This window comes from Polyangiaceae bacterium (assembly GCA_020633235.1).
Lineage (GTDB): Bacteria > Myxococcota_A > Polyangia > Polyangiales > Polyangiaceae > JACKEA01.
Genome location: JACKEA010000005.1, coordinates 516,754 through 533,936, shown reverse-complemented (window position 1 = coordinate 533,936; position 17,183 = coordinate 516,754). Strand labels below are relative to the sequence as shown.

General features: G+C 69.1%; 13 protein-coding genes. 7 read left to right on the top strand and 6 right to left on the bottom strand.

Annotated features, from left to right (window positions below):
- Positions 1-47: 47 nt before the first annotated feature.
- The 3 genes from H6717_28170 to H6717_28160 all read right to left on the bottom strand — a co-directional run bounded on the left by H6717_28170 (position 48) and on the right by H6717_28160 (position 4,049).
- Entirely contained in the window at positions 48-1,760 is a 1,713-nt protein-coding gene (locus tag H6717_28170) for a hybrid sensor histidine kinase/response regulator (GenBank protein ID MCB9580939.1), read from the bottom strand.
- A 3-nt stretch (positions 1,761-1,763) separates the two neighbouring features.
- Positions 1,764-2,384 carry a response regulator transcription factor gene (locus H6717_28165; GenBank protein MCB9580938.1) on the bottom strand — a complete coding sequence of 207 codons (621 nt, stop codon included), beginning with the start codon at positions 2,382-2,384 and terminating at the stop codon, positions 1,764-1,766.
- 96 nt (positions 2,385-2,480) lie between these two features.
- Positions 2,481-4,049, bottom strand: coding sequence for an aldehyde dehydrogenase family protein (locus tag H6717_28160; protein MCB9580937.1), 1,569 nt, complete (start codon positions 4,047-4,049; stop codon positions 2,481-2,483).
- A 196-nt stretch (positions 4,050-4,245) separates the two neighbouring features.
- On the opposite strand from H6717_28160, the gene H6717_28155 reads away from it, so the two are divergent.
- From H6717_28155 to H6717_28145, 3 genes are read left to right on the top strand one after another with little or no spacing between them, the layout of a single operon-like run.
- Positions 4,246-5,448: an efflux RND transporter periplasmic adaptor subunit gene (locus H6717_28155; protein ID MCB9580936.1), complete on the top strand. Its 1,203-nt coding sequence runs from the start codon at positions 4,246-4,248 to the stop codon at positions 5,446-5,448.
- A complete protein-coding gene (locus H6717_28150; protein MCB9580935.1) occupies positions 5,449-6,666 on the top strand; it encodes an ABC transporter permease in 1,218 nt (405 codons plus the stop codon).
- Positions 6,659-7,348: an ABC transporter ATP-binding protein gene (locus H6717_28145; GenBank protein MCB9580934.1), complete on the top strand. Its 690-nt coding sequence runs from the start codon at positions 6,659-6,661 to the stop codon at positions 7,346-7,348. The genes H6717_28150 and H6717_28145 overlap by 8 nt, the downstream gene beginning before the upstream one ends.
- A 2-nt stretch (positions 7,349-7,350) precedes the next feature.
- On the opposite strand, the gene H6717_28140 is transcribed toward H6717_28145, so the two are convergent.
- The 3 genes from H6717_28140 to lon are packed head-to-tail and all read right to left on the bottom strand — an operon-like array spanning position 7,351 to position 12,967.
- Complete coding sequence (locus H6717_28140) at positions 7,351-8,241, bottom strand: hypothetical protein (protein MCB9580933.1); 891 nt, start codon at positions 8,239-8,241, stop codon at positions 7,351-7,353.
- 51 nt (positions 8,242-8,292) lie between these two features.
- Positions 8,293-10,554: a tetratricopeptide repeat protein gene (locus H6717_28135; GenBank protein MCB9580932.1), complete on the bottom strand. Its 2,262-nt coding sequence runs from the start codon at positions 10,552-10,554 to the stop codon at positions 8,293-8,295.
- Between the two features lie 4 nt (positions 10,555-10,558).
- Positions 10,559-12,967 (bottom strand): endopeptidase La, encoded by a 2,409-nt coding sequence (gene lon / locus H6717_28130; protein MCB9580931.1) that lies wholly within the window; start codon positions 12,965-12,967, stop codon positions 10,559-10,561.
- A gap of 147 nt (positions 12,968-13,114) precedes the next feature.
- On the opposite strand from lon, the gene hisB reads away from it, so the two are divergent.
- Genes hisB through H6717_28110 form a run of 4 tightly spaced genes read left to right on the top strand, consistent with a single transcriptional unit; the run spans position 13,115 to position 17,176 of the window.
- Positions 13,115-14,323 (top strand): imidazoleglycerol-phosphate dehydratase HisB, encoded by a 1,209-nt coding sequence (gene hisB, locus H6717_28125; protein ID MCB9580930.1) that lies wholly within the window; start codon positions 13,115-13,117, stop codon positions 14,321-14,323.
- Positions 14,324-14,327: 4 nt separating this feature from the next.
- Positions 14,328-14,960: an imidazole glycerol phosphate synthase subunit HisH gene (hisH, locus tag H6717_28120; GenBank protein MCB9580929.1), complete on the top strand. Its 633-nt coding sequence runs from the start codon at positions 14,328-14,330 to the stop codon at positions 14,958-14,960.
- The gene (gene hisA / locus H6717_28115; GenBank protein ID MCB9580928.1) at positions 14,960-15,682 is read left to right on the top strand and encodes a 1-(5-phosphoribosyl)-5-[(5-phosphoribosylamino)methylideneamino]imidazole-4-carboxamide isomerase; all 723 of its coding nucleotides are present in this window, start codon (positions 14,960-14,962) and stop codon (positions 15,680-15,682) included. Before hisH ends, hisA begins: the two co-directional genes overlap by 1 nt.
- Before the next feature lie 39 nt (positions 15,683-15,721).
- Complete coding sequence (locus tag H6717_28110) at positions 15,722-17,176, top strand: tetratricopeptide repeat protein (GenBank protein ID MCB9580927.1); 1,455 nt, start codon at positions 15,722-15,724, stop codon at positions 17,174-17,176.
- The last annotated feature ends 7 nt before the right edge of the window (positions 17,177-17,183 follow it).

Below are 17,183 nucleotides of genomic sequence, written 5' to 3'. Positions count from 1 at the left end.
CCGGACCAACATCCATCTGCCCCTGGGGGTTGGTCCGCCGCGGAACCTCACGAACGCTTCGTCGCGAAACGTCCGAGGGCGGCCCGAAGCTCCGCCGGCGCCACCGGCTTGTGCAGCACCACGAGCCCCTGCTGGTAGGCGGCGAGGAGCACCGCGGGGGCCGTGTCTCCGGTGACGATCAATGCGGGCACGTCGAACCCGAGGCGGCGCCGGCACGCCTCCAGCCAAGCGAAGCCGTCGCGCTCGCCGGGCAGGCGCAGATCGGTGATCACCACGTCCGGCGGCGCCCGCTCCGCCGCCGCGAGGGCCGCCTCGGGATCGGAATGTCCCGCGGGCGTCGCGCCCCAACGGCGCAGGAGCGCCTCCGTCGCGGCGACGACGTCCGGATCGTCGTCGAGCACGAGCACCTCCAGGTCGTCGAGGAAGACCGGTTCGGTATGGGTTTCCGCAGGCTGCGGAGGGCGGCGGTCCACGCGGGGCACCTCGAGGCCGAAGAAGGAGCCCGCACCCTGCTGCGAGGCCAGCACGATCTCGTGACCGAGCAAGCGAGCGAAGCGCTGCACGATGGCGAGCCCCAAACCCAGGCCCAGCTGGCGCGCGCGCGCTGGATTTCCGAGCTGGTGGAACTCGCGGAAGATGGCCGCGTGCTCCCCTTCGGGAATGCCCGGACCCGTATCCCACACGCCGATGACCGCGCTGCGCTCTCGGCGTCGGCAGCCCACCACCACGCCGCCGCGCTCGGTGTAGCGCACGGCGTTGGAGACCAGGTTTCGGAGCATCGTCGTCAAGAGCTCCGGATCCGTCGAGAGCCACACGGAGCACGGCATCACGGAGAAGCGCAGCCCCTTGGCGCGGGCCACGTCAGCGAACTCGAGCTCCATGGCGTCGAGGACGCCGCGCGCGGCGAACACGCCGGGGCTCGCCTTCACCACGCCGGCGTCGGCCCTGGACAGATCCAGCAAGGAATCCAGCAGGGACCCGAGGGCGCTGGTGGCCCCGGTGAGCTTGTCGAGCAGCTCCCCCCGCTCGGCGTCGCTCTTGCTGGTGCTCAGGGCGCTGAGGAACAGACGCACCGCGTGGAGGGGCTGGCGCAAGTCGTGGCTGGCCGCTGCCAGGAACTTGCTCTTGGCGGCGTTGGCGTCTTCCGCCAGCTGCTTCTCCTCGCGCAGCTCCTCGAGCAACCGCTCCTTGTCGAAGCGCATGGCGATCGTCTGACGCAGCATGGCGTTGGTGCGCCGCACGAAGAACAGCGCCGCCGCATAGAACAAGAGGTTCGTGGCGGCGTAGATCTGCATTGGACCCGAGCTGCTGAGCACGCGCACCACGAGCCCCACGAGGAGCGGCGACGTGAACGCCACCCAGGTGGGCACGTGGGCGGCGAGGCCCAGCATGCCGCCCAGGAACACCGAGGCCAGGAACAGCAACACCACGAGCTGCGCCAGCGGATGCGGCGTCCACAGCATCCACACGCCGAGGCCGTAGACCACGCCGTAGGCGAGCGCGTGCAGGGTGAAGCGCCGTCGCCACGGAAACAGCTCCTCCCCGCTGGGGGCGGCGCGGCGATAGCTTCGGATCAGGAGCAGCCGGACGCTGCCGACGGCGACCACGACGACCGCCCACACGGCCGCCGGGGGATGCTGCTCCGCCACGGCGAGGGCCGAAGCGAACAGCACCGCCGCCACCATGTTGGCGGTCACCATCGCCGTCGCGGAAGCGTACAGCGTGACGACCAGCTCGGCGTCCACCCGCCGGTCCGTCATGGCTCAGCGCACCAAGCGATGCTCGACGGCGTAGCGCACGAGCTCGCTGTTGGACTCGAGCGACAGCTTGTGGCGAATGCTCTTCAGGTGCGTGCTCACGGTGCTGGGTTGCACGCCCAAGACCTCGGCGATGGTCGACTGGCGCATGCCGGAAGCCAGTCGCACGAGCACCGCCATCTCGCGCCCGGAAAGGGCATCGTGGGGCGCGCCGCGGGGGTTCAAGGTCTCCGCCACGAGCAGCGCCCCCAGCGTTCCGGTGACGTATTTGCCCTCGCTGTGCACGGTGCGGATGGCGGTGAGCAGATCCTCCACCGGCCGCGACTTCGAGAGGAAACCGTCCGCGCCGGCCTTGAGCGCTCGCAGCGCCCGCGCCCCTTCCGGCATCTGGGTGTAGACGAGCACGCGACCGCGAGCGTTGGCACCCTTGGCGGCCTGCACGAGCTCCACGTCGTCCCAACCCGAGAGCGAGAGATCCAGCACCAGCACGTCCCAGCCGCTGCTGGTGCCGACGTCGTCGGCACGCGAGCACTGGCCGGCGAACGCCATGTCCTGCTGCCCGCGGATGACCGTGGCCACACCTTCGCGCAGCACGGGGTGGTCGTCAGCTATGAAGACGCGGATCATGCTGCAGCGGGCGGGATGGAAGCCGAACGGCCTTCATCCGGCAATGGAAATTCTTTCCTACCCGGCGCGACGGGCATCGCGCCGCCCCAACAAGAGTCAGCCGAACTTGATGCCTTGGGCCAGGGGAAGCTCCCGGCTGTAGTTGATGGTGTTGGTCTGGCGCCGCATGTACGCGCGCCAGGCATCCGACCCGCTCTCGCGACCGCCGCCGGTCTCCTTCTCGCCGCCGAAGGCGCCGCCGATCTCCGCGCCGCTGGTGCCGATGTTGACGTTGGCAATGCCGCAATCGCTGCCCACTTGGCTCAAGAAGGCTTCGGCCTCCAGCAGATTGGTCGTGAAGATGGCGCTGGAAAGACCCTGCGGCACGTCGTTGTGCAGCGCGATGGCTTCGTCCAGATTCGAGTAGCGGATCAAGTACAAAAGGGGCGCGAAGGTTTCGTCTTGCACGATGGGGAAATCGTTCTTCACCTCGGCGATGCAGGGCGTGACGTAGCAGCCGCCGGGGTACTGCTCTCCGCTGAGCTTCTCGCCGCCGCACACGATGCTGCCGCCCTGCTCCTTCACCTGGGCGATGGCGCGCATCATGTCGTCCACGGCGCCGGTGTCGATCAGCGGGCCCATCAGCGTGCCGTCCGCCAGCGGGTCGCCAATCTCGACCTGCCCGTAGGCCTTCACCAACCGATCCTTCAGGGTGTCGTAGACCTTCTCGTGACACAGGATGCGCCGCGTGGAGGTGCAGCGTTGGCCCGCGGTGCCCACGGCGCCGAACAGGATGGCGCGCACGGCCATTTCCAGATCGGCATGCTCGCTGACGATGATGGCGTTGTTGCCGCCGAGCTCCAAGATGGTGCGCCCGAGCCGCTCGCCCACGATGCGCCCCACGCGGTGCCCCATGCGGCAGGAGCCGGTGGCGCTGATCAGCGGAACCCTCGGATCCGTCAGCATGCGCTCGCCCACGGTGGCGCCGCGGCCGATGACCAGGGACGAAAGCGCGGGATCGAAGCCGCTATCTTCGAACACGCGGGCGGCGATCTTGGCACAGGCGATGGCCGTGAGCGGCACCTTGCTCGAGGGCTTCCACACCACGGCGTCGCCGCACGCCCAGGCCAGGGCCGCGTTCCACGACCACACCGCCACCGGGAAGTTGAAGGCGCTGATCACGCCCACCACGCCGAGCGGATGCCATTGCTCGTACATGCGATGGCCGGGGCGCTCGGAGTGCATGGTGAGCCCATAGAGCTGCCGCGAGAGACCCACGGCGAAGTCGCAGATGTCGATCATCTCCTGGACCTCGCCCTCGCCCTCTGCGCGGATCTTGCCGTTCTCCAGCGCGACCAGGGCTCCGAGCTCCCGCTTGTGCTCGCGCAGCGCGTGGCCCAGGCGTCGCACCACCTCACCCCGCTTCGGGGCGGGCACCACGCGCCAGGCGCGAAACGCAGCTTGGGCGCGATCGATCACCTGGTCGTACTCGGCTTCGGTGCACTGCTTCACGCGAGCGATGACGCTGCCGTCGATGGGCGTGGTCACCTCCAGCACGTCCCCCGAGCCGATCCACTCGCCGTGGAAGGTCCCGAGGTTTTCCTCCGACAGGCCCAGGCGCTGGAACAAGCGCCCGCGATCGATTTCACCAATGCCGCCCGCCAGCTCGTCTTTCTTCGCGTCCATGGGAGCGAACCTTGCCCCCGGCGCAGCGGCCAAGCAAGGGCGTTGGATGCATGCTTCATTCGCGCGGTGAGTTGTGCCCAGGTCAGGCCCCTGGTCTCGCCGGCACGGCCCCTGATTCCTGTCACCGGTCGGCCCTGGTCGTCGAGAGCCGGAGCACCATGCTTTGCGGCAAAGTGGCAGGATGTTGTTCGCCGACATGAACCGCAAGCTCGTGATGGTCTGCGCTGGACTGCTCTTCGCAGGCGCCGCCGCGGTGCTGCTGGCGCCACGCCTGCTGGGTCCGCGCCTGCCGGCGCTCAAGCCGGTTCGCAGCGACCTCGTCCAGACCGTGGTCACTACCGGCCGGGTGATGGCACCCGCCGAGATAGACATTTCCGCCGGCATCTCGGCCGAGGTGCTCGATGTACGAGTCGACAAGGGCGACCGCGTGAGCAAGGGCGACATCCTCGTGCGCCTCGACGACAAGGACGCCCTCGTGGCCGTGGCGCAGGCGAAAGCCACCCTCGCCCGCGCCAGAGCAAAGCGTCGGCAGGTGCGGAACGTGAGCGCGAAGGTCCTGGACGAGTCGCTGGCTCAAGCCGAGGCGCGGCGCGACGAAAGCCAACGCCGGTACACCGAGGACGAGAAGCTCTACGCTTCCGGTGCCATCGCCAAGAGCGAGCTGGATCGCTCCCGGACCCAGCTAGACGTGGCCAAGAGCCAGCTCTCGGCGGCCAAAGTGCAAGCCGACGCAGCGCGCCCCGGCGGCGCGGATGCGGAAAGTGCGCACGCCGACTTGGCCCTCGCCGAGGCGGAGCTACGTGCCGCCAACGTGCGCCTGGAACGCACGGTGCTGCGAGCCCCCGTCGACGGCGTCGTGTTGAATCGCAGCGTGGAGCCTGGCGAGCTAGCCGCTCCTGGGCGCGTCGTACTGACCCTGGCGCGCACCGGTCTCACCCAGTTGCTCGCAGAGCCCGACGAGAAGAACCTCTCACTGTTGACGGTCGGTCAGGCGGCTACGGCCTCTGCCGAAGCGTATGCAAGCGACCGCTTCGACGCGAAGGTCTCGTTCATCGCACCATCCGTCGATCCACGGCGGGGAACCGTGGAGCTGCGCCTCGAGGTCCCCAAGCCGCCGAGCTACCTGCGCCCAGCGATGACGGTTTCCATCGAGATCCAGGTGGCCGAGCGTAAGAACGCGCTCGTCATCGACGCCGACGCGATCCATGAGCTCGGCGGGGATTCGCCTTGGGTCATGGTGGTTCGTGGCGACCATGCCACTCGCCAGAACGTTCGCCTCGGGATCCGCGGCGACGAGCACGTGGAAATCCTCGAGGGATTGGACGAGGGATCCACCGTATTGGAAGCGAACGCGGCAGTATCGGCCGGCAGCCGCGTGCGCGTCGCCGGAGGGGCGTAAATGCCGCTCAGCTGGTTCGTTGCGCTTCGCTTCTTGAAGGAAGGGCGTGCACAGACGCTGCTGATTGTAGCGGGTGTCGGCGTCGGGGTGGCCGTCTTGGTGTTTCTCTCCGCGCTGATCGACGGCCTGCAGCAAAGCCTGATCGACAAGACCCTCGGGAGCCAGGCCCATGTCGTAGTGCGCCCCCCGGACGAAAAGGCTCGCCAGCTGCTGTCTCCGCCAGATGCGTTGGTAGCTGCGCGGGTGGAACAGCGCGCGCAACGCATCCGTTCCATCGACGGTTGGCAGAAGGTGGACCGGGCGGTGCGAGAAGAGCCCGGCGTGATTGCGACCGCGCCGATCGTCAGTGGCTCGGCGTTCGCCGTGCGGGGCAACGCAAGTCAGTCCGTTGCGCTTTTTGGCGTGGACGCGAGCTCCTTCAACCGCGTCATTCCGGTCGCCGAGCGCGTCGTCCGCGGTCGCTACTCGCTTTCGGGAACCGATGCCATCATTGGCGTGGAGCTGGCGAAGGATCTGGGGCTGAACGTCGGCGACAAGCTCCGTCTGGAGGCGGGACAAGGTCACGCCGACCTCTTCACGGTGCGCGGCATCTTCGACTTCGGCAATCGAGACGTCAACCGACGCTGGGTGCTGGTGCCATTCCGCAGCGGGCAGACGCTCCTCGACCTGGTGGGCGGGGCTTCGCGCATCGAAGTGAAGGTGGAGCGAATCTTCGACGCCCAATCCATCGCAGAGCGCATCGCCGACCGGACGGGCCAGGTCGCAGACAGTTGGATGCAGACCAACGCCGAGCTGCTCACGGGACTCCGCTCGCAGAGCAGCTCCAGCACCATGATCCAGGTGTTCGTGATCGTGGCAGTAGCGATGGGGATCGCCAGCGTGCTCATCGTGAGCGTCGTACAAAGGCGGCGAGAGATCGGCATCCTGCGCGCCATGGGCACGTCTCGGCGCGACGTTCTCCTGGTTTTTCTCATCCAAGGCGCGCTCGTCGGGGTCGGGGGCTCGCTTTTGGGCTCCGGTTTGGGGGCCGGCCTCTCCATCCTGTTTCAGAGTCTGGCGGCCAACGGCGACGGCTCCCCCACCTTTCCCGTCGCGCTTACGGGAACCCTGGTAGCTCGCGCGGTCGCCATCGCCACGTTCACCGGCGTAGCCGCTGCAGCCATGCCCGCTCGGCGAGCGGCAAAACTCGACCCTGTCGTTGCCATCCGCCATGAGTGACCCCATTGTCAGGCTGCGAGGGGTAACCAAGGACTATGGCGATGCGGTGGTGAGCCGAGTCCTGCATGGCATCGATCTCAGACTCGACCCTGGGGAATTCGCTTCGCTCATCGGGCCGAGCGGTTCCGGCAAGAGCACGTTGCTGAATCTTCTGGGCCTCTTGGATCGCGTGACCAGCGGCAGCATCTTGCTGCGAGGTATGGAGACCACACAGCTATCCGAACGAGAGCTGACGCTGCTACGCGGTGGCAGCATCGGCTTCGTCTTTCAGTTCCATCACCTGATCTCGGCGCTCAGCGTAGATGAGAACGTTGCCATGCCCCGGATCATTGCCGCTCGTCGCAGAAAGCCAGCGGACCTCCGGCGAGCACGGGAGCTACTGAAGGAAGTAGGCCTTGGGCGGCGCTGCGATGACAAGCCCAGCCAGCTCTCAGGTGGGCAGCAACAGCGCGTCGCCATCGCCCGCGCGCTGATGGCAGAGCCAGCGTTGGTGCTGGCGGATGAGCCAACTGGCAACCTCGACACGCAAACCGCCGACGAGATCTTCGATCTTTTGCGGCGCTTCAACAAAGAGCGCAACATCACTTTTCTCATCGTGACGCACGACCCCCGACTCGCCGAGCGGACGGACCGCACCATCGAGCTGGTGGATGGCCGCGTCACCTCCGACCGAACGCGCTGAGCTCAAAGGATCTGTTCGTCCAGGACTCGGCTGGAGATCAGTCGGCGCCCGGTTGCACCGATGTCGGCGACGTCGAACTGAGCGCCGGGACCGTGCACTTGCAGGTTGCCCCGGGAAGGATCCCGCCCGCTGGGCATCTGCACCTTCGCCTCCACCAACACCGTGACGCGAAGGCCCGCAGCGCCGGGGGGCACCCGCAGCTGCTTGGCGCGCAGCGCCGCCAGCAGCGCCCGGGCCACTCGCTCCCACAGCTCACGGTCGCCGTTCACGCCGGCGGTGACCACGGAACGCACGCGGCCGCTCGGGTCGGTGTCCACCACGAAGGTGGCGCGACCCTTGGTCGGCCCCACGCGCAGGGCCACACCGTGGGCCACCGTGGCGACGACGCCGCCGCGGGTCAGACCGTGAGCGCGATCTCGTGCCTCCAGCCCCTCCGTCAGGGCGCCTACGCTCTGATGACGACGCCGGGGTTTTTGCACCTCCGGTGCGCGCCCGCGATACATCCACGCGATGTCGCCGCCGAGGCCGAGGTTCACCGGCTTCTCGGGCGCCGGGCCGGGCGCCGGCGTGCCGCTGCCCACGCCCGCCGCCGGGGCCTCATCCTCGCCGGAGCCTTCCGGCAGCGTGCTGGTGGCGTCGCCGCCACCCTTGGGCAGCACCGCCCGCGCGAGTCGGGGCCCCGCGGCTGCGGCGGCGACCGCGCCAAGCTCCGTTGGCTGGGGCTCTGCGGGCGCGGTGTCCGCGGGCGGCGTGGGCACCAGCTCGACCTCGACCTCGGACGTGGGCGCCGGGCGCGGCCCAAGCAAGCGTTCGGGCAGTCTCCGCCCGAGCGCCAACACGCCCATGTGCAGGCCCAGGGCCAGCACCAAGGGAAGAAGCTCTCGCCGCACCATCCGCTCGCTGGCTATAGCTGGTTTGTTGGTGCGGCGCGAATCCCGTCGCGGTCAGAGGGCACCGCAGCGCGCGGCAAAGGCCCGCGCCCCGGCCCGGCGCGATGCCGAAAGCCCTGGCGTCAGCAGGTACTGCGCGATGGCGCCGCGGGCCACCGGCGCGTGCCCCCGAGCGCAGGCGACCACGGCGCGCATCCACAGCGCCTCCCGCGCCACCTCCGGGATCTCGAGCTTGCGCGCCAGAGCAGCGTCGAGCCGCGCCGCGGCGTCCGTGTAGCGCCCGCCGTTGTACAGGTTGCGGCCGAGCAGATAGTCCGCGGTGCCGTCCCCGGGCTCGAGCTCGCTCCAGCGGCCGAGCCAGCTCGCCGCGTCCGCGAAGTCGCGGCCCAGCTCGGGATCGCCGATCAAGAGTCGCACGATAGCCTGCCGTGACACCTCGCTCGTGGTGCTCGACTTCACCGCAAGGCTGCGCAGGTGATCGGCGTTGGCCACGATGGCTTCCAGAGCGCGATAGCCGCGCCGCGCGCGGGCAACGTCTCCCGCGTACAGATCCATGTCCGCAATGCCCTCTTCCGCGCTTCCGCGTAGAAGGCGCGTGAGCGACGTATCGTCGGCGATCGCCTGGAAGCGACGGCGCGCTTCGTGTGCGTCTCCCGCGCGGGACGCACACGCCGCGAGGCCCATGCGCGCCGCGAAGTTGTGCGCATCGAGCACGAGCACGCGTTGGTAGATCTCCTCTGCCCCCACGTGATCGCCGGCGCCGAGCTTGCCGCCGGCTTCCTGCGCCAGCGCGTCGACCACGTGCGGACACTGGCGACCGAAGATCGCCGGCCGGTCGAAGCGGGCACGCGCTGCGATGCGAGCGCGGTCGTCGAGGGTGACGCCGTCGAGATACTTCATCCACTCGGCTTCGAGCTGGGCCAGATCCTTGCCGCCGCTCACCTCCGGCAGCGTCTTGCCGCCGTACCACTCACGCAGGGCGCGGGCTCCGTAGTGGTCGTGGAACCAAGCCACGAAGGCGCCCGCCACGGTGTACGCCGTGGCGCTGTTTTCCCCCAGAAAGCTCAGGCGAAACACCCGGGACAGGGGCGGCAGGAGCTTTTCGTCGCGCATCGCCCGAGCCCACTCGGCGAGCGAGAGATCGTCGTCCTCGTCCGGGCGCGCCGCCACCGCCACGCCTTCGATACGGCCGGGGTCCGGGATCCAGCCGTGCAGCGGCCCAGCGACGTGGAACGGCCCCGGCGCGAAGGCGCCGCTCACCACGTGGGCCAGCTCGTGGCCCACCACCGGGTGCGGATAGCGGGCGAACTGAACGTAGATCTCCCGCCGCCAGGGCTTGGCGATGTAGGTCGACTGCGCGCCCATCAAACGGCCCTTCTGGGCTTCGTTCAGGAACAGGAACGCCGTGACGTGATCGGGGCCCTTGGCGTCGAAGTAGGCCTCGATCTGACGCACGTGGGCGCTGCACTCCTCGGCGAACAGCCGCGCGTCGCGCTCGTAGATGCCGGCGTCGTAGACCACGTTGCAGCGCTCGCTCTTGACGCTGCGTCCGAGCTCCTCGGCAATGGTGGAGACCGTGCTCCAGTGACCGAGCTTGCCGCCGGCCACGGTGATGCCGAGGGACGCGGCGGCGGCCAGAGCGCCGCCCAGGATCACGCCCCAGCGCCGGCCGAACCGCTCGTCCAGGTGTTGGAAGAGCGCCGCGCCGGCGAGCAGCGTCGCGAGGCTCCCCGCGCGGTAGCTGAGCAAGCCTCGGGTCCCGGTGATCACGGTGTCGTACAGCGGCCCCGCGAAGAAGCCGAAGAAGGGATCGAAGGCGAACACCATGGGGCTCGAGAAGAAGCGCCACAGACTGATCAGGCAGCCGGCCACCGGCCCTGCGAAGGCGAGCACCACGGCCCAAAGCCGCGGCCGCCGCCGCGCGCCGGCCAAGAGCCCCACGAGGGCGCCCCAGGCGCCGCCCATCACCGCGCCCACCCCGGGGCCCAAGGCAAACAGGGCGATGTCGTCCCACGGATCGCAGAAGCCCACGCGAAAGCCGTGGGCCAACGTCACCAGCAGGGCCAACAGCGCGAGGCGAAATCCGGAGAGCAGGCCGCGACCGTAGGCGTCCAGGGGTGCTGGTCGGGCACTGGCCACCTCCACCGCGGTGGCCACCGCCCCCAGCGCCGGAAGCACCAACCCCGCGGCCAGCGCAGCCTCGTAGCCGGGCCCGCCGAACAGCGGCAAGAAGCCGATGCCGCCGAGCAGCACCACGGCGATGGTCGCGGCGACGAGCTGCGACCGCGAACGGAACAGCGGTGCGAGGGCCGTCACGCTCTCAGGGGCGTGCTTCGCCACTGGGCGCCGGCGGCACGCTCACGCCCGTGGCGCTGGCCGGCTCCGGCGGCGCCAGCACCAGCGGCAGCACTTCTTCCACCCGAGACACGAAGTGAAAGCGAATGTCCTGGCAGACTTCGTCCGGTACTTCCTCCAGGTCCCGGGAGTTGCGCTCCGGCATCACGATGTCGCGAATGCCTGCGCGGTGGGCAGCGAGCACTTTGTCCTTCACGCCGTTCACCGGAAGGATGCTGCCGCGCAGGGTGATCTCGCCGGTCATGGCGACGTCTGGCTTCACGCAAGCGTCCAACAGCAGGGACGCCACGGCCACGAACATCGGGACACCGACACTGGCGGCGTCCCGAGCGATCCCCCCGCGGGGAACGTGCAAGTGCAGGTCGATGGTGCGCAGCCACTCGGGGTCGAGATGCAGCCGCACGGCCTTGGAGCGCACGTAGGACACGGCCGTGGCGGCCGACTCTTTCATCACGTTGCGCATGCTGCCGGTGACGTGGATGTTGCCCTTGCCGGGCATGCGCGTGGCCTCCACGAGCAAGAGCTCGCCACCGGCGCCGGTGACGGCCAAGCCCGTTGCCGCGCCGGGCGCGAGCTTGCGCTCGGCGACCTCCGGCTCGTGCTTGTGGATGCCGAGGACCTCCTCCACGTAGGGGCGCTCCACCACCACGCCTTCCACGTTCTTGCCGTCCGCCATCCGCACGGTGGCGTCCCGGCACACGGCCGCGATCTCCCGCTCCAGCCCGCGCACGCCGGCTTCTCGCGTGTAGAAATCGATGATCGTCTCGATGCCGTCGGCCTCGAACTTGAGGTTCTGCTCCGTGAGAGCGTGCTCCTTGAGCTGCTTGGGCACCAGGAACTGCTGCGCGATGGCGCGCTTCTCGGTGCGGGTGTAGCCCGGCACCTCGATGAGCTCCATGCGGTCTTTCAGCGCCTCGGGGATCTGGTCCCGGTAGTTCGCCGTGGCCAGGAAGGTGACCTCCGAAAGGTCGAAGGGGACGCCGACGTAGTGGTCGACGAACGCGTCGTTCTGCTCCGGATCGAGGACCTCGAGCAGGGCGGCTGCGGGATCCCCGCGCATGTCGACGCCCATCTTGTCGACCTCGTCGAGCACCAAGACGGGGTTCCGCGTCCCCACCTTCTTGAGCGCTTGGATGATGCGTCCGGGCAGCGCGCCCACGTAGGTGCGACGATGGCCGCGCACTTCGGCTTCGTCCCGCACGCCGCCCAGGGCGATGCGCCCGTAGCGGCGGCCCATGGCGCGAGCGATCGAGCGCCCGAGGCTCGTCTTGCCCACGCCCGGCGGACCCACGAACAGAAGAATGGGGCCCTTCTTGTCGCGCCGGAGCTGGCGGATGGCGCTGTACTCCACGATGCGACGCTTCACCCGATTGAGGCCGAAGTGATCTTCGTCCAGACAACGCTGCACCTCGCGCACGTCGAAGCGATCCGGCGTGGTGCGGTTCCAGGGCAGATCCGCCAGCCACTCCACGTAGGTGCGCGTCACTTGGTATTCGGCCGACTGGGGCTGCATGCCGGCCAGCCGCGAGAGCTGCTTCTTCGCGGCCTTCTCGGCTTCCAGCGGGAGCTCGGCGCGGGCGATGCGCTCCCGGAGCGCCTCCACTTCGTCGTCGTCCCCCGCCTCGCCCAGCTCTTCGCGAATGCTGCGCAGCTGCTGGCGCAGCACCAGGTCGCGCTGCGAGCGGCTCATTTCCTGGGTGACCAGCGTCGTGATCTCGTCCTTGACGCGCAACACTTCCAGCTGCCGCGACACCACGCTCTGGACCGCCTCCAGCCGCTCCCGCGGATCGAGGGCCTCGAGCACGCTCTGGCGCACGGCGATACTGGCGTGCTCTTCCGGAAAGTTGGACGCGATCAGATCCGCCAAGGCACCGGGCTCGCGCACGTTGTCGAGCACGCTCAGCGTCTCCTTCGGCAAGTTCGGCATCAGCGAGAGCGCCTTACGGGTGCTTTCCCGCAGCCGCCCGGCCAGGGAGGCGAGCTCCGGGTCTTCGCCGATGGGTTCGGCGATGCGCTCGATCTCCGCGCGCATGTAGGGCTCGAGCCCCAACGCCTTCTTCATCCGAAAGCGCCCGATGCCGTTGAGCACCACGCTGTAGTTGCCGGGCCCCAGACGGATGACCTTTACCGGTCGGGCGAGCGTGCCCACCTCGTACAGGTCGTCGAAGGTGGGCTCCACCGTTTCGGCGCTCTTTTGGGCGAGCACGCCCACCAGCGCGTCGTCCCGGCCCACCAGATCCTCCACCAGCTGCACGCTGCGCGGCCGGCCCACGTTGATGGGCACCACCGACATGGGGAACAACACCGAGTTCCTCAGCGGCAGGATCGCGACTCGGTCGGGGTGTGCCGACCGAGAGGATGCGGACGGGGCCATGTGCCCAGACAGTAGTACGGATGCCAGCGGCGTCCAGTGCAACGGCCCTGTCGCTCCGTGCCAAAGGCTGTGGTAAGCGGGCCTCGTGAAGCTCGCGAGTCGCAGCCGGGCGCTCGGACTGGCCGGTGCCTTGATTTTCGCCGCGGGATGCAGCGGGTCCCAAGCGGCCCAGGGGCCCCGGGAAACGCTCGACGCCTACTCGCGCGCCCTGAACCAGGGCCGGGTGCAGGACGCCTACGTGCTGCTCAGCGACGAGGCCAAGAAGAGCATCCCATTCGAGGCTTTCCAGCGCATGGTTCGAGAGAATCCCGAAGAGGTTCGGGACATCGCTCGCGCCCTCGCCCGCCCCAGCGGACCGCCCTTGGTCACCGCCACCGTCACGGCTCCGAACGGCCAGTCTCTGCTCTTGGTGTACGAGAACGGCAACTGGCGGGTGGATGGCTCGGCCATCGATCTCTACAGCCAGGCCACGCCGGAGGCCGCGGTGCGCGCCTTCATCCGCGCCTACGACAACAAGCGCTACGACGTGCTGATGCGCTTCGTGCCGGACGCCAAGACCGAAGGACTCGACGCCGCCAAGCTCAAGAAGGCGTGGGAGGGCGAACAGCGCGAAGAGATGGACCGCCTCACCCAGGCCCTGGAGGCGGCCCTGCCCACCGCGCGCTTCGAGCGCATCGGGGAGCGCGCCACCATGGCCTACGGCGCCGGCGGCACGGTGGAGCTCCTGCGAGAGCACGGAGAGTGGAAGATCGAGGAGTTCAAGTGAACCCTCGCCGCGCCGCGGTGGAGCGGAAGACCCGCGAGACCGACATCCGGATCAGCGTGGATCTGGACGGCACCGGCCAGAGCTCGATCGACACACCCCTACCCTTCCTGTCCCACATGCTGGAGCAGATCGCGCGCCACGGCGCCATCGATCTGGACGTCCACGCCCGGGGAGACGTGGAGATCGACGGCCACCACACCACGGAGGACGTGGGCATCGTGCTGGGCAAGGCCGTGCTGGACGCGCTCGGCAGTGCCCAAGGGATCCGGCGTTACGGCTGGGCCACGCTGCCCATGGACGAAGCGCGGGTCACCTCCACCCTGGATCTGTCCGGTCGCCCCTTCTTCGTCTGGCGGGTGCCGCTGCCCAAGGCGAAGATCGGCACCTGGGACGTCGAGCTCGCCCCGGTGTTCTTCGAGGCCTTCGCTCGCTCCGCTCAGGCGAACCTGCACGTGGTCCTGCACGAGGGCGAGAACCTCCATCACATCGTGGAGATCTGCTTCAAGTCCTTCGCCCGGGCGCTGCGTGCGGCGCTCGAGCTCGACCCTCGCGCGCCCGGCGTGCCCTCCACCAAAGGGATCCTGGTCTAAGGCCGTGGCCGTCGTCGTCGTCGACACCGGCCTCGGCAACCTGCGCTCGGTGGAGAAGGCCCTCGCCGCCGCCGCCAGCGAGCGCGGCCTTTCGGTCGCGGTGGTCCGCGCGTCGGATCCGGAGCAGGTACGGCGAGCCGATCGCATCGTGGTGCCGGGCCAGGGTGGGTTTCGCGACTGCGCCCGGGCCCTCTCGGGTGGCCTGCGGAGCGCGCTCGAAGAAGCCATTGGTCGCGGCACTCCCTACTTCGGTATCTGCCTGGGTCTGCAGGTCTTGTTCGAGAGCAGCGCGGAAGCTCCCGGTGAGCACGGCCTGGGCGTCATTGCCGGCAGCGTGGAGCGGCTGGACCCCACGGGAGTGAAGATCCCCCACATGGGCTGGAATCCCCTCGAGCTGGGCGAACCGGCACATCCGTGGCTTGCGGAGGCCGGCGGCGAGGGCACCTTCTTCTACTTCGTCCATTCCTTCCACGCGGTGCCGAAGGACACCTCGGTCACTCGCGCCAGCTGCAGCTACGGGGAAAATCGGGTCACCGCCGCGGTGTGCAAGGACAACGTCTTCGCCGTACAGTTTCACCCCGAGAAGAGCCAGCGCGCGGGCCTGACGTTACTCGGGGCCTTCCTCGCGAGCACCTGATGCTGCTGATCCCCGCCATCGATCTGATCGCCGGCAAGGTCGTCCGGCTGCGCAAGGGCAGCTACGACGACGTGACCACCTACCCCGACGCGCCGGAGGACATCGCCCGCGGCTGGCGCGCCCACGTGGAACGGTTGCACGTCGTGGATCTCGAAGGCGCGCGTTCCGGCCACTCGGAGCAGGGCGACGTGATCCGTCGTATCGTGCAGGCCTTCGGCAGTGGCGTGCAGCTCGGTGGCGGCCTGCGCAGCCTGGAAGCCGTGGAGCAGGCGTTTGCCCTGGGCGTCGATCGCGTGGTGCTCGGGACCGCGGCGGTGAAGGACCCCGGCCTGGTGCAGCGCGCGGCGGCGAGCTTTCCCCACCGAGTGATCGTCGCCGTCGACGCCCGGGCGGGACGCGTCGCGACGGACGGTTGGGAGAAGACCAGCGAGATCGCCGCCATCGATCTGGTCGAGGAGCTGTCTGCCTGGCCCCTTTCCGGCGTGCTGTACACGGACATCGAGCGCGACGGCATGGAGGTCGGCCCCAACGTGGCGGAGACGGCGCGCCTCGCGCGCTCGACCCCCCTTCCGGTGATCGCCAGCGGTGGTGTCGGGCGTCTCGAGCACTTGACCGCGCTGCGGCAGGCCGACGGGCCCATCGCCGCTGCCATCGTCGGCCGCGCCTTGCACGAGGGCCGCTTTTCCCTCGCGCAGGCCGTGGAGCACTGCTCGGAGGAATAGTCCTGTCGCGCAGCGTCGAGTGAACTACGCTGTGCGCCAATGGCTGGTCCGAGGGAGTCTGCCCCGGAGCTCGATTCCTTGCGCGCTGTTTCCGAGCGCGTGGCGGAAGCTCCGCCCGAGGGGGCCGTGGATTCCGAGCGCCCGTCGAGCAACTTCGACGGCGAGGACTTCCTCTACCATCTGTACCGCGGCAGCGAGCTACTGCAGGACAACTGCGTCGGTGAGGCGAAAGAAGAGCTCGAGCGCGCCCTCGCCCTACAGCCGCAGGACGCCGCAGGCCAGGGCCTCTTGGCCGTCGTGTACTTCCGCCTCGGCCTCTACCCGCGGGCCATTCGCATCTTCGAGGACCTGGTTCGCGCCGTTCCCACGGAGATCACCCCGCGCGTGAACCTCGGCCTCTGCTACCTGAAGACGGGGCAGAACACCCTCGCTCGCGAGGTGCTCGAGGAGGTCACGCGACGGGTCCCGAACCACCGCCGCGCCTGGGGCTACCTGGGCCTTTTGTACGAACGGATGAACGACTTCGAGAAGGCGCTGGAGGCCTTCCACCGCGCGGGCCACGAGCAGATGGCGCGCCGCATGGAGCGGGTGGTGGCGGAGCTGGCCCAACCCGAGCCCAGCGAGGGCGGTGTGAATCGCGAGGCCGTGCGCCGGGCCGCTGCCGACGCGATCCAAGAGCTCGAAGAAGAGCTGTCGCCCTTCGCCCGGGAGGACGGCAGCGATCCACTGTCGCGCTTCGGTCGCTGGCACGCCGTGGAGCTCGGCGAAGAGCGGCTGCCGCCACCTTCGCGCCGCGCTCCCAAGACCCTCCCACCGCGGACTTCGTTGGCCCCGACGGAAGCTCCGCCGCCGCACGCTGCGTTCGCCCCGGCCGAATTGATCGCGGGCCTCAGCATCCGCGTGCCCGCACCGGAACGGCTGCGTCTGCGCTCGGAGCGGCTAGCCGTGGTGCGCGTCGAAGGCGCCTTCGCCGTACGCCTCGATTGGGTGCGCGCCCTGGAACCGGAGCGCGGGGAGTTCCGCGGCAACCCCCTGCGGCGACGCAGCCGAGGTCGCGACACGGACGAGCCCCTGGGCGGCCTGCGTGCGCCGCTGGTGCTGCTCGAGGGCACGGGCTCGCTGATGATCGCCAGCCCCGAAGGGACGCAGCTGGTGCCCGTGGTGCTCGAGAAAGAGTTCTTCTACGTGCGCGAGGACCGCCTCGTGGGCTTCGACTCGGCCCTCCGCCACGAGAGCGGGCGGCTGAGCACCGGCATGGTGGAGCACGTGCCGATGGTGCAGCTGTCGGGAGAAGGCGCGCTCTTGTTCCGAGCCACGACGCAGCTCTCCGTGGTGGAGGTCGGCGATGGCGGCGCGCTGCTCCGCGGGGACGACGTGGTGGGCTGGACCGGTCGCCTCCTGCCCCAGCCGGTGCGACCGGCGAATGCGCCCGCCAACGTCAGCGGATTCGTGGCCTTCTCCGGCCAGGGCGCCGTTTTCATCGACCCCGCGTAGTACTACC

Bases quoted from the DNA above. Each gene is read 5' to 3' on its own strand.
- H6717_28160 (MCB9580937.1), bottom strand. From the start codon at position 4,049: ATGGACGCGAAGAAAGACGAGCTGGCGGGCGGCATTGGTGAAATCGAT.
- H6717_28170 (MCB9580939.1), bottom strand. From the start codon at position 1,760: ATGACGGACCGGCGGGTGGACGCCGAGCTGGTCGTCACGCTGTACGCT.
- H6717_28155 (MCB9580936.1), top strand. From the start codon at position 4,246: ATGAACCGCAAGCTCGTGATGGTCTGCGCTGGACTGCTCTTCGCAGGC.
- hisB (MCB9580930.1), top strand. From the start codon at position 13,115: ATGCAGCGGGTCCCAAGCGGCCCAGGGGCCCCGGGAAACGCTCGACGC.
- H6717_28110 (MCB9580927.1), top strand. From the start codon at position 15,722: ATGGCTGGTCCGAGGGAGTCTGCCCCGGAGCTCGATTCCTTGCGCGCT.
- H6717_28165 (MCB9580938.1), bottom strand. From the start codon at position 2,384: ATGATCCGCGTCTTCATAGCTGACGACCACCCCGTGCTGCGCGAAGGT.
- H6717_28140 (MCB9580933.1), bottom strand. From the start codon at position 8,241: ATGGTGCGGCGAGAGCTTCTTCCCTTGGTGCTGGCCCTGGGCCTGCAC.
- H6717_28150 (MCB9580935.1), top strand. From the start codon at position 5,449: ATGCCGCTCAGCTGGTTCGTTGCGCTTCGCTTCTTGAAGGAAGGGCGT.
- hisA (MCB9580928.1), top strand. From the start codon at position 14,960: ATGCTGCTGATCCCCGCCATCGATCTGATCGCCGGCAAGGTCGTCCGG.
- lon (MCB9580931.1), bottom strand. From the start codon at position 12,967: ATGGCCCCGTCCGCATCCTCTCGGTCGGCACACCCCGACCGAGTCGCG.
- H6717_28145 (MCB9580934.1), top strand. From the start codon at position 6,659: ATGAGTGACCCCATTGTCAGGCTGCGAGGGGTAACCAAGGACTATGGC.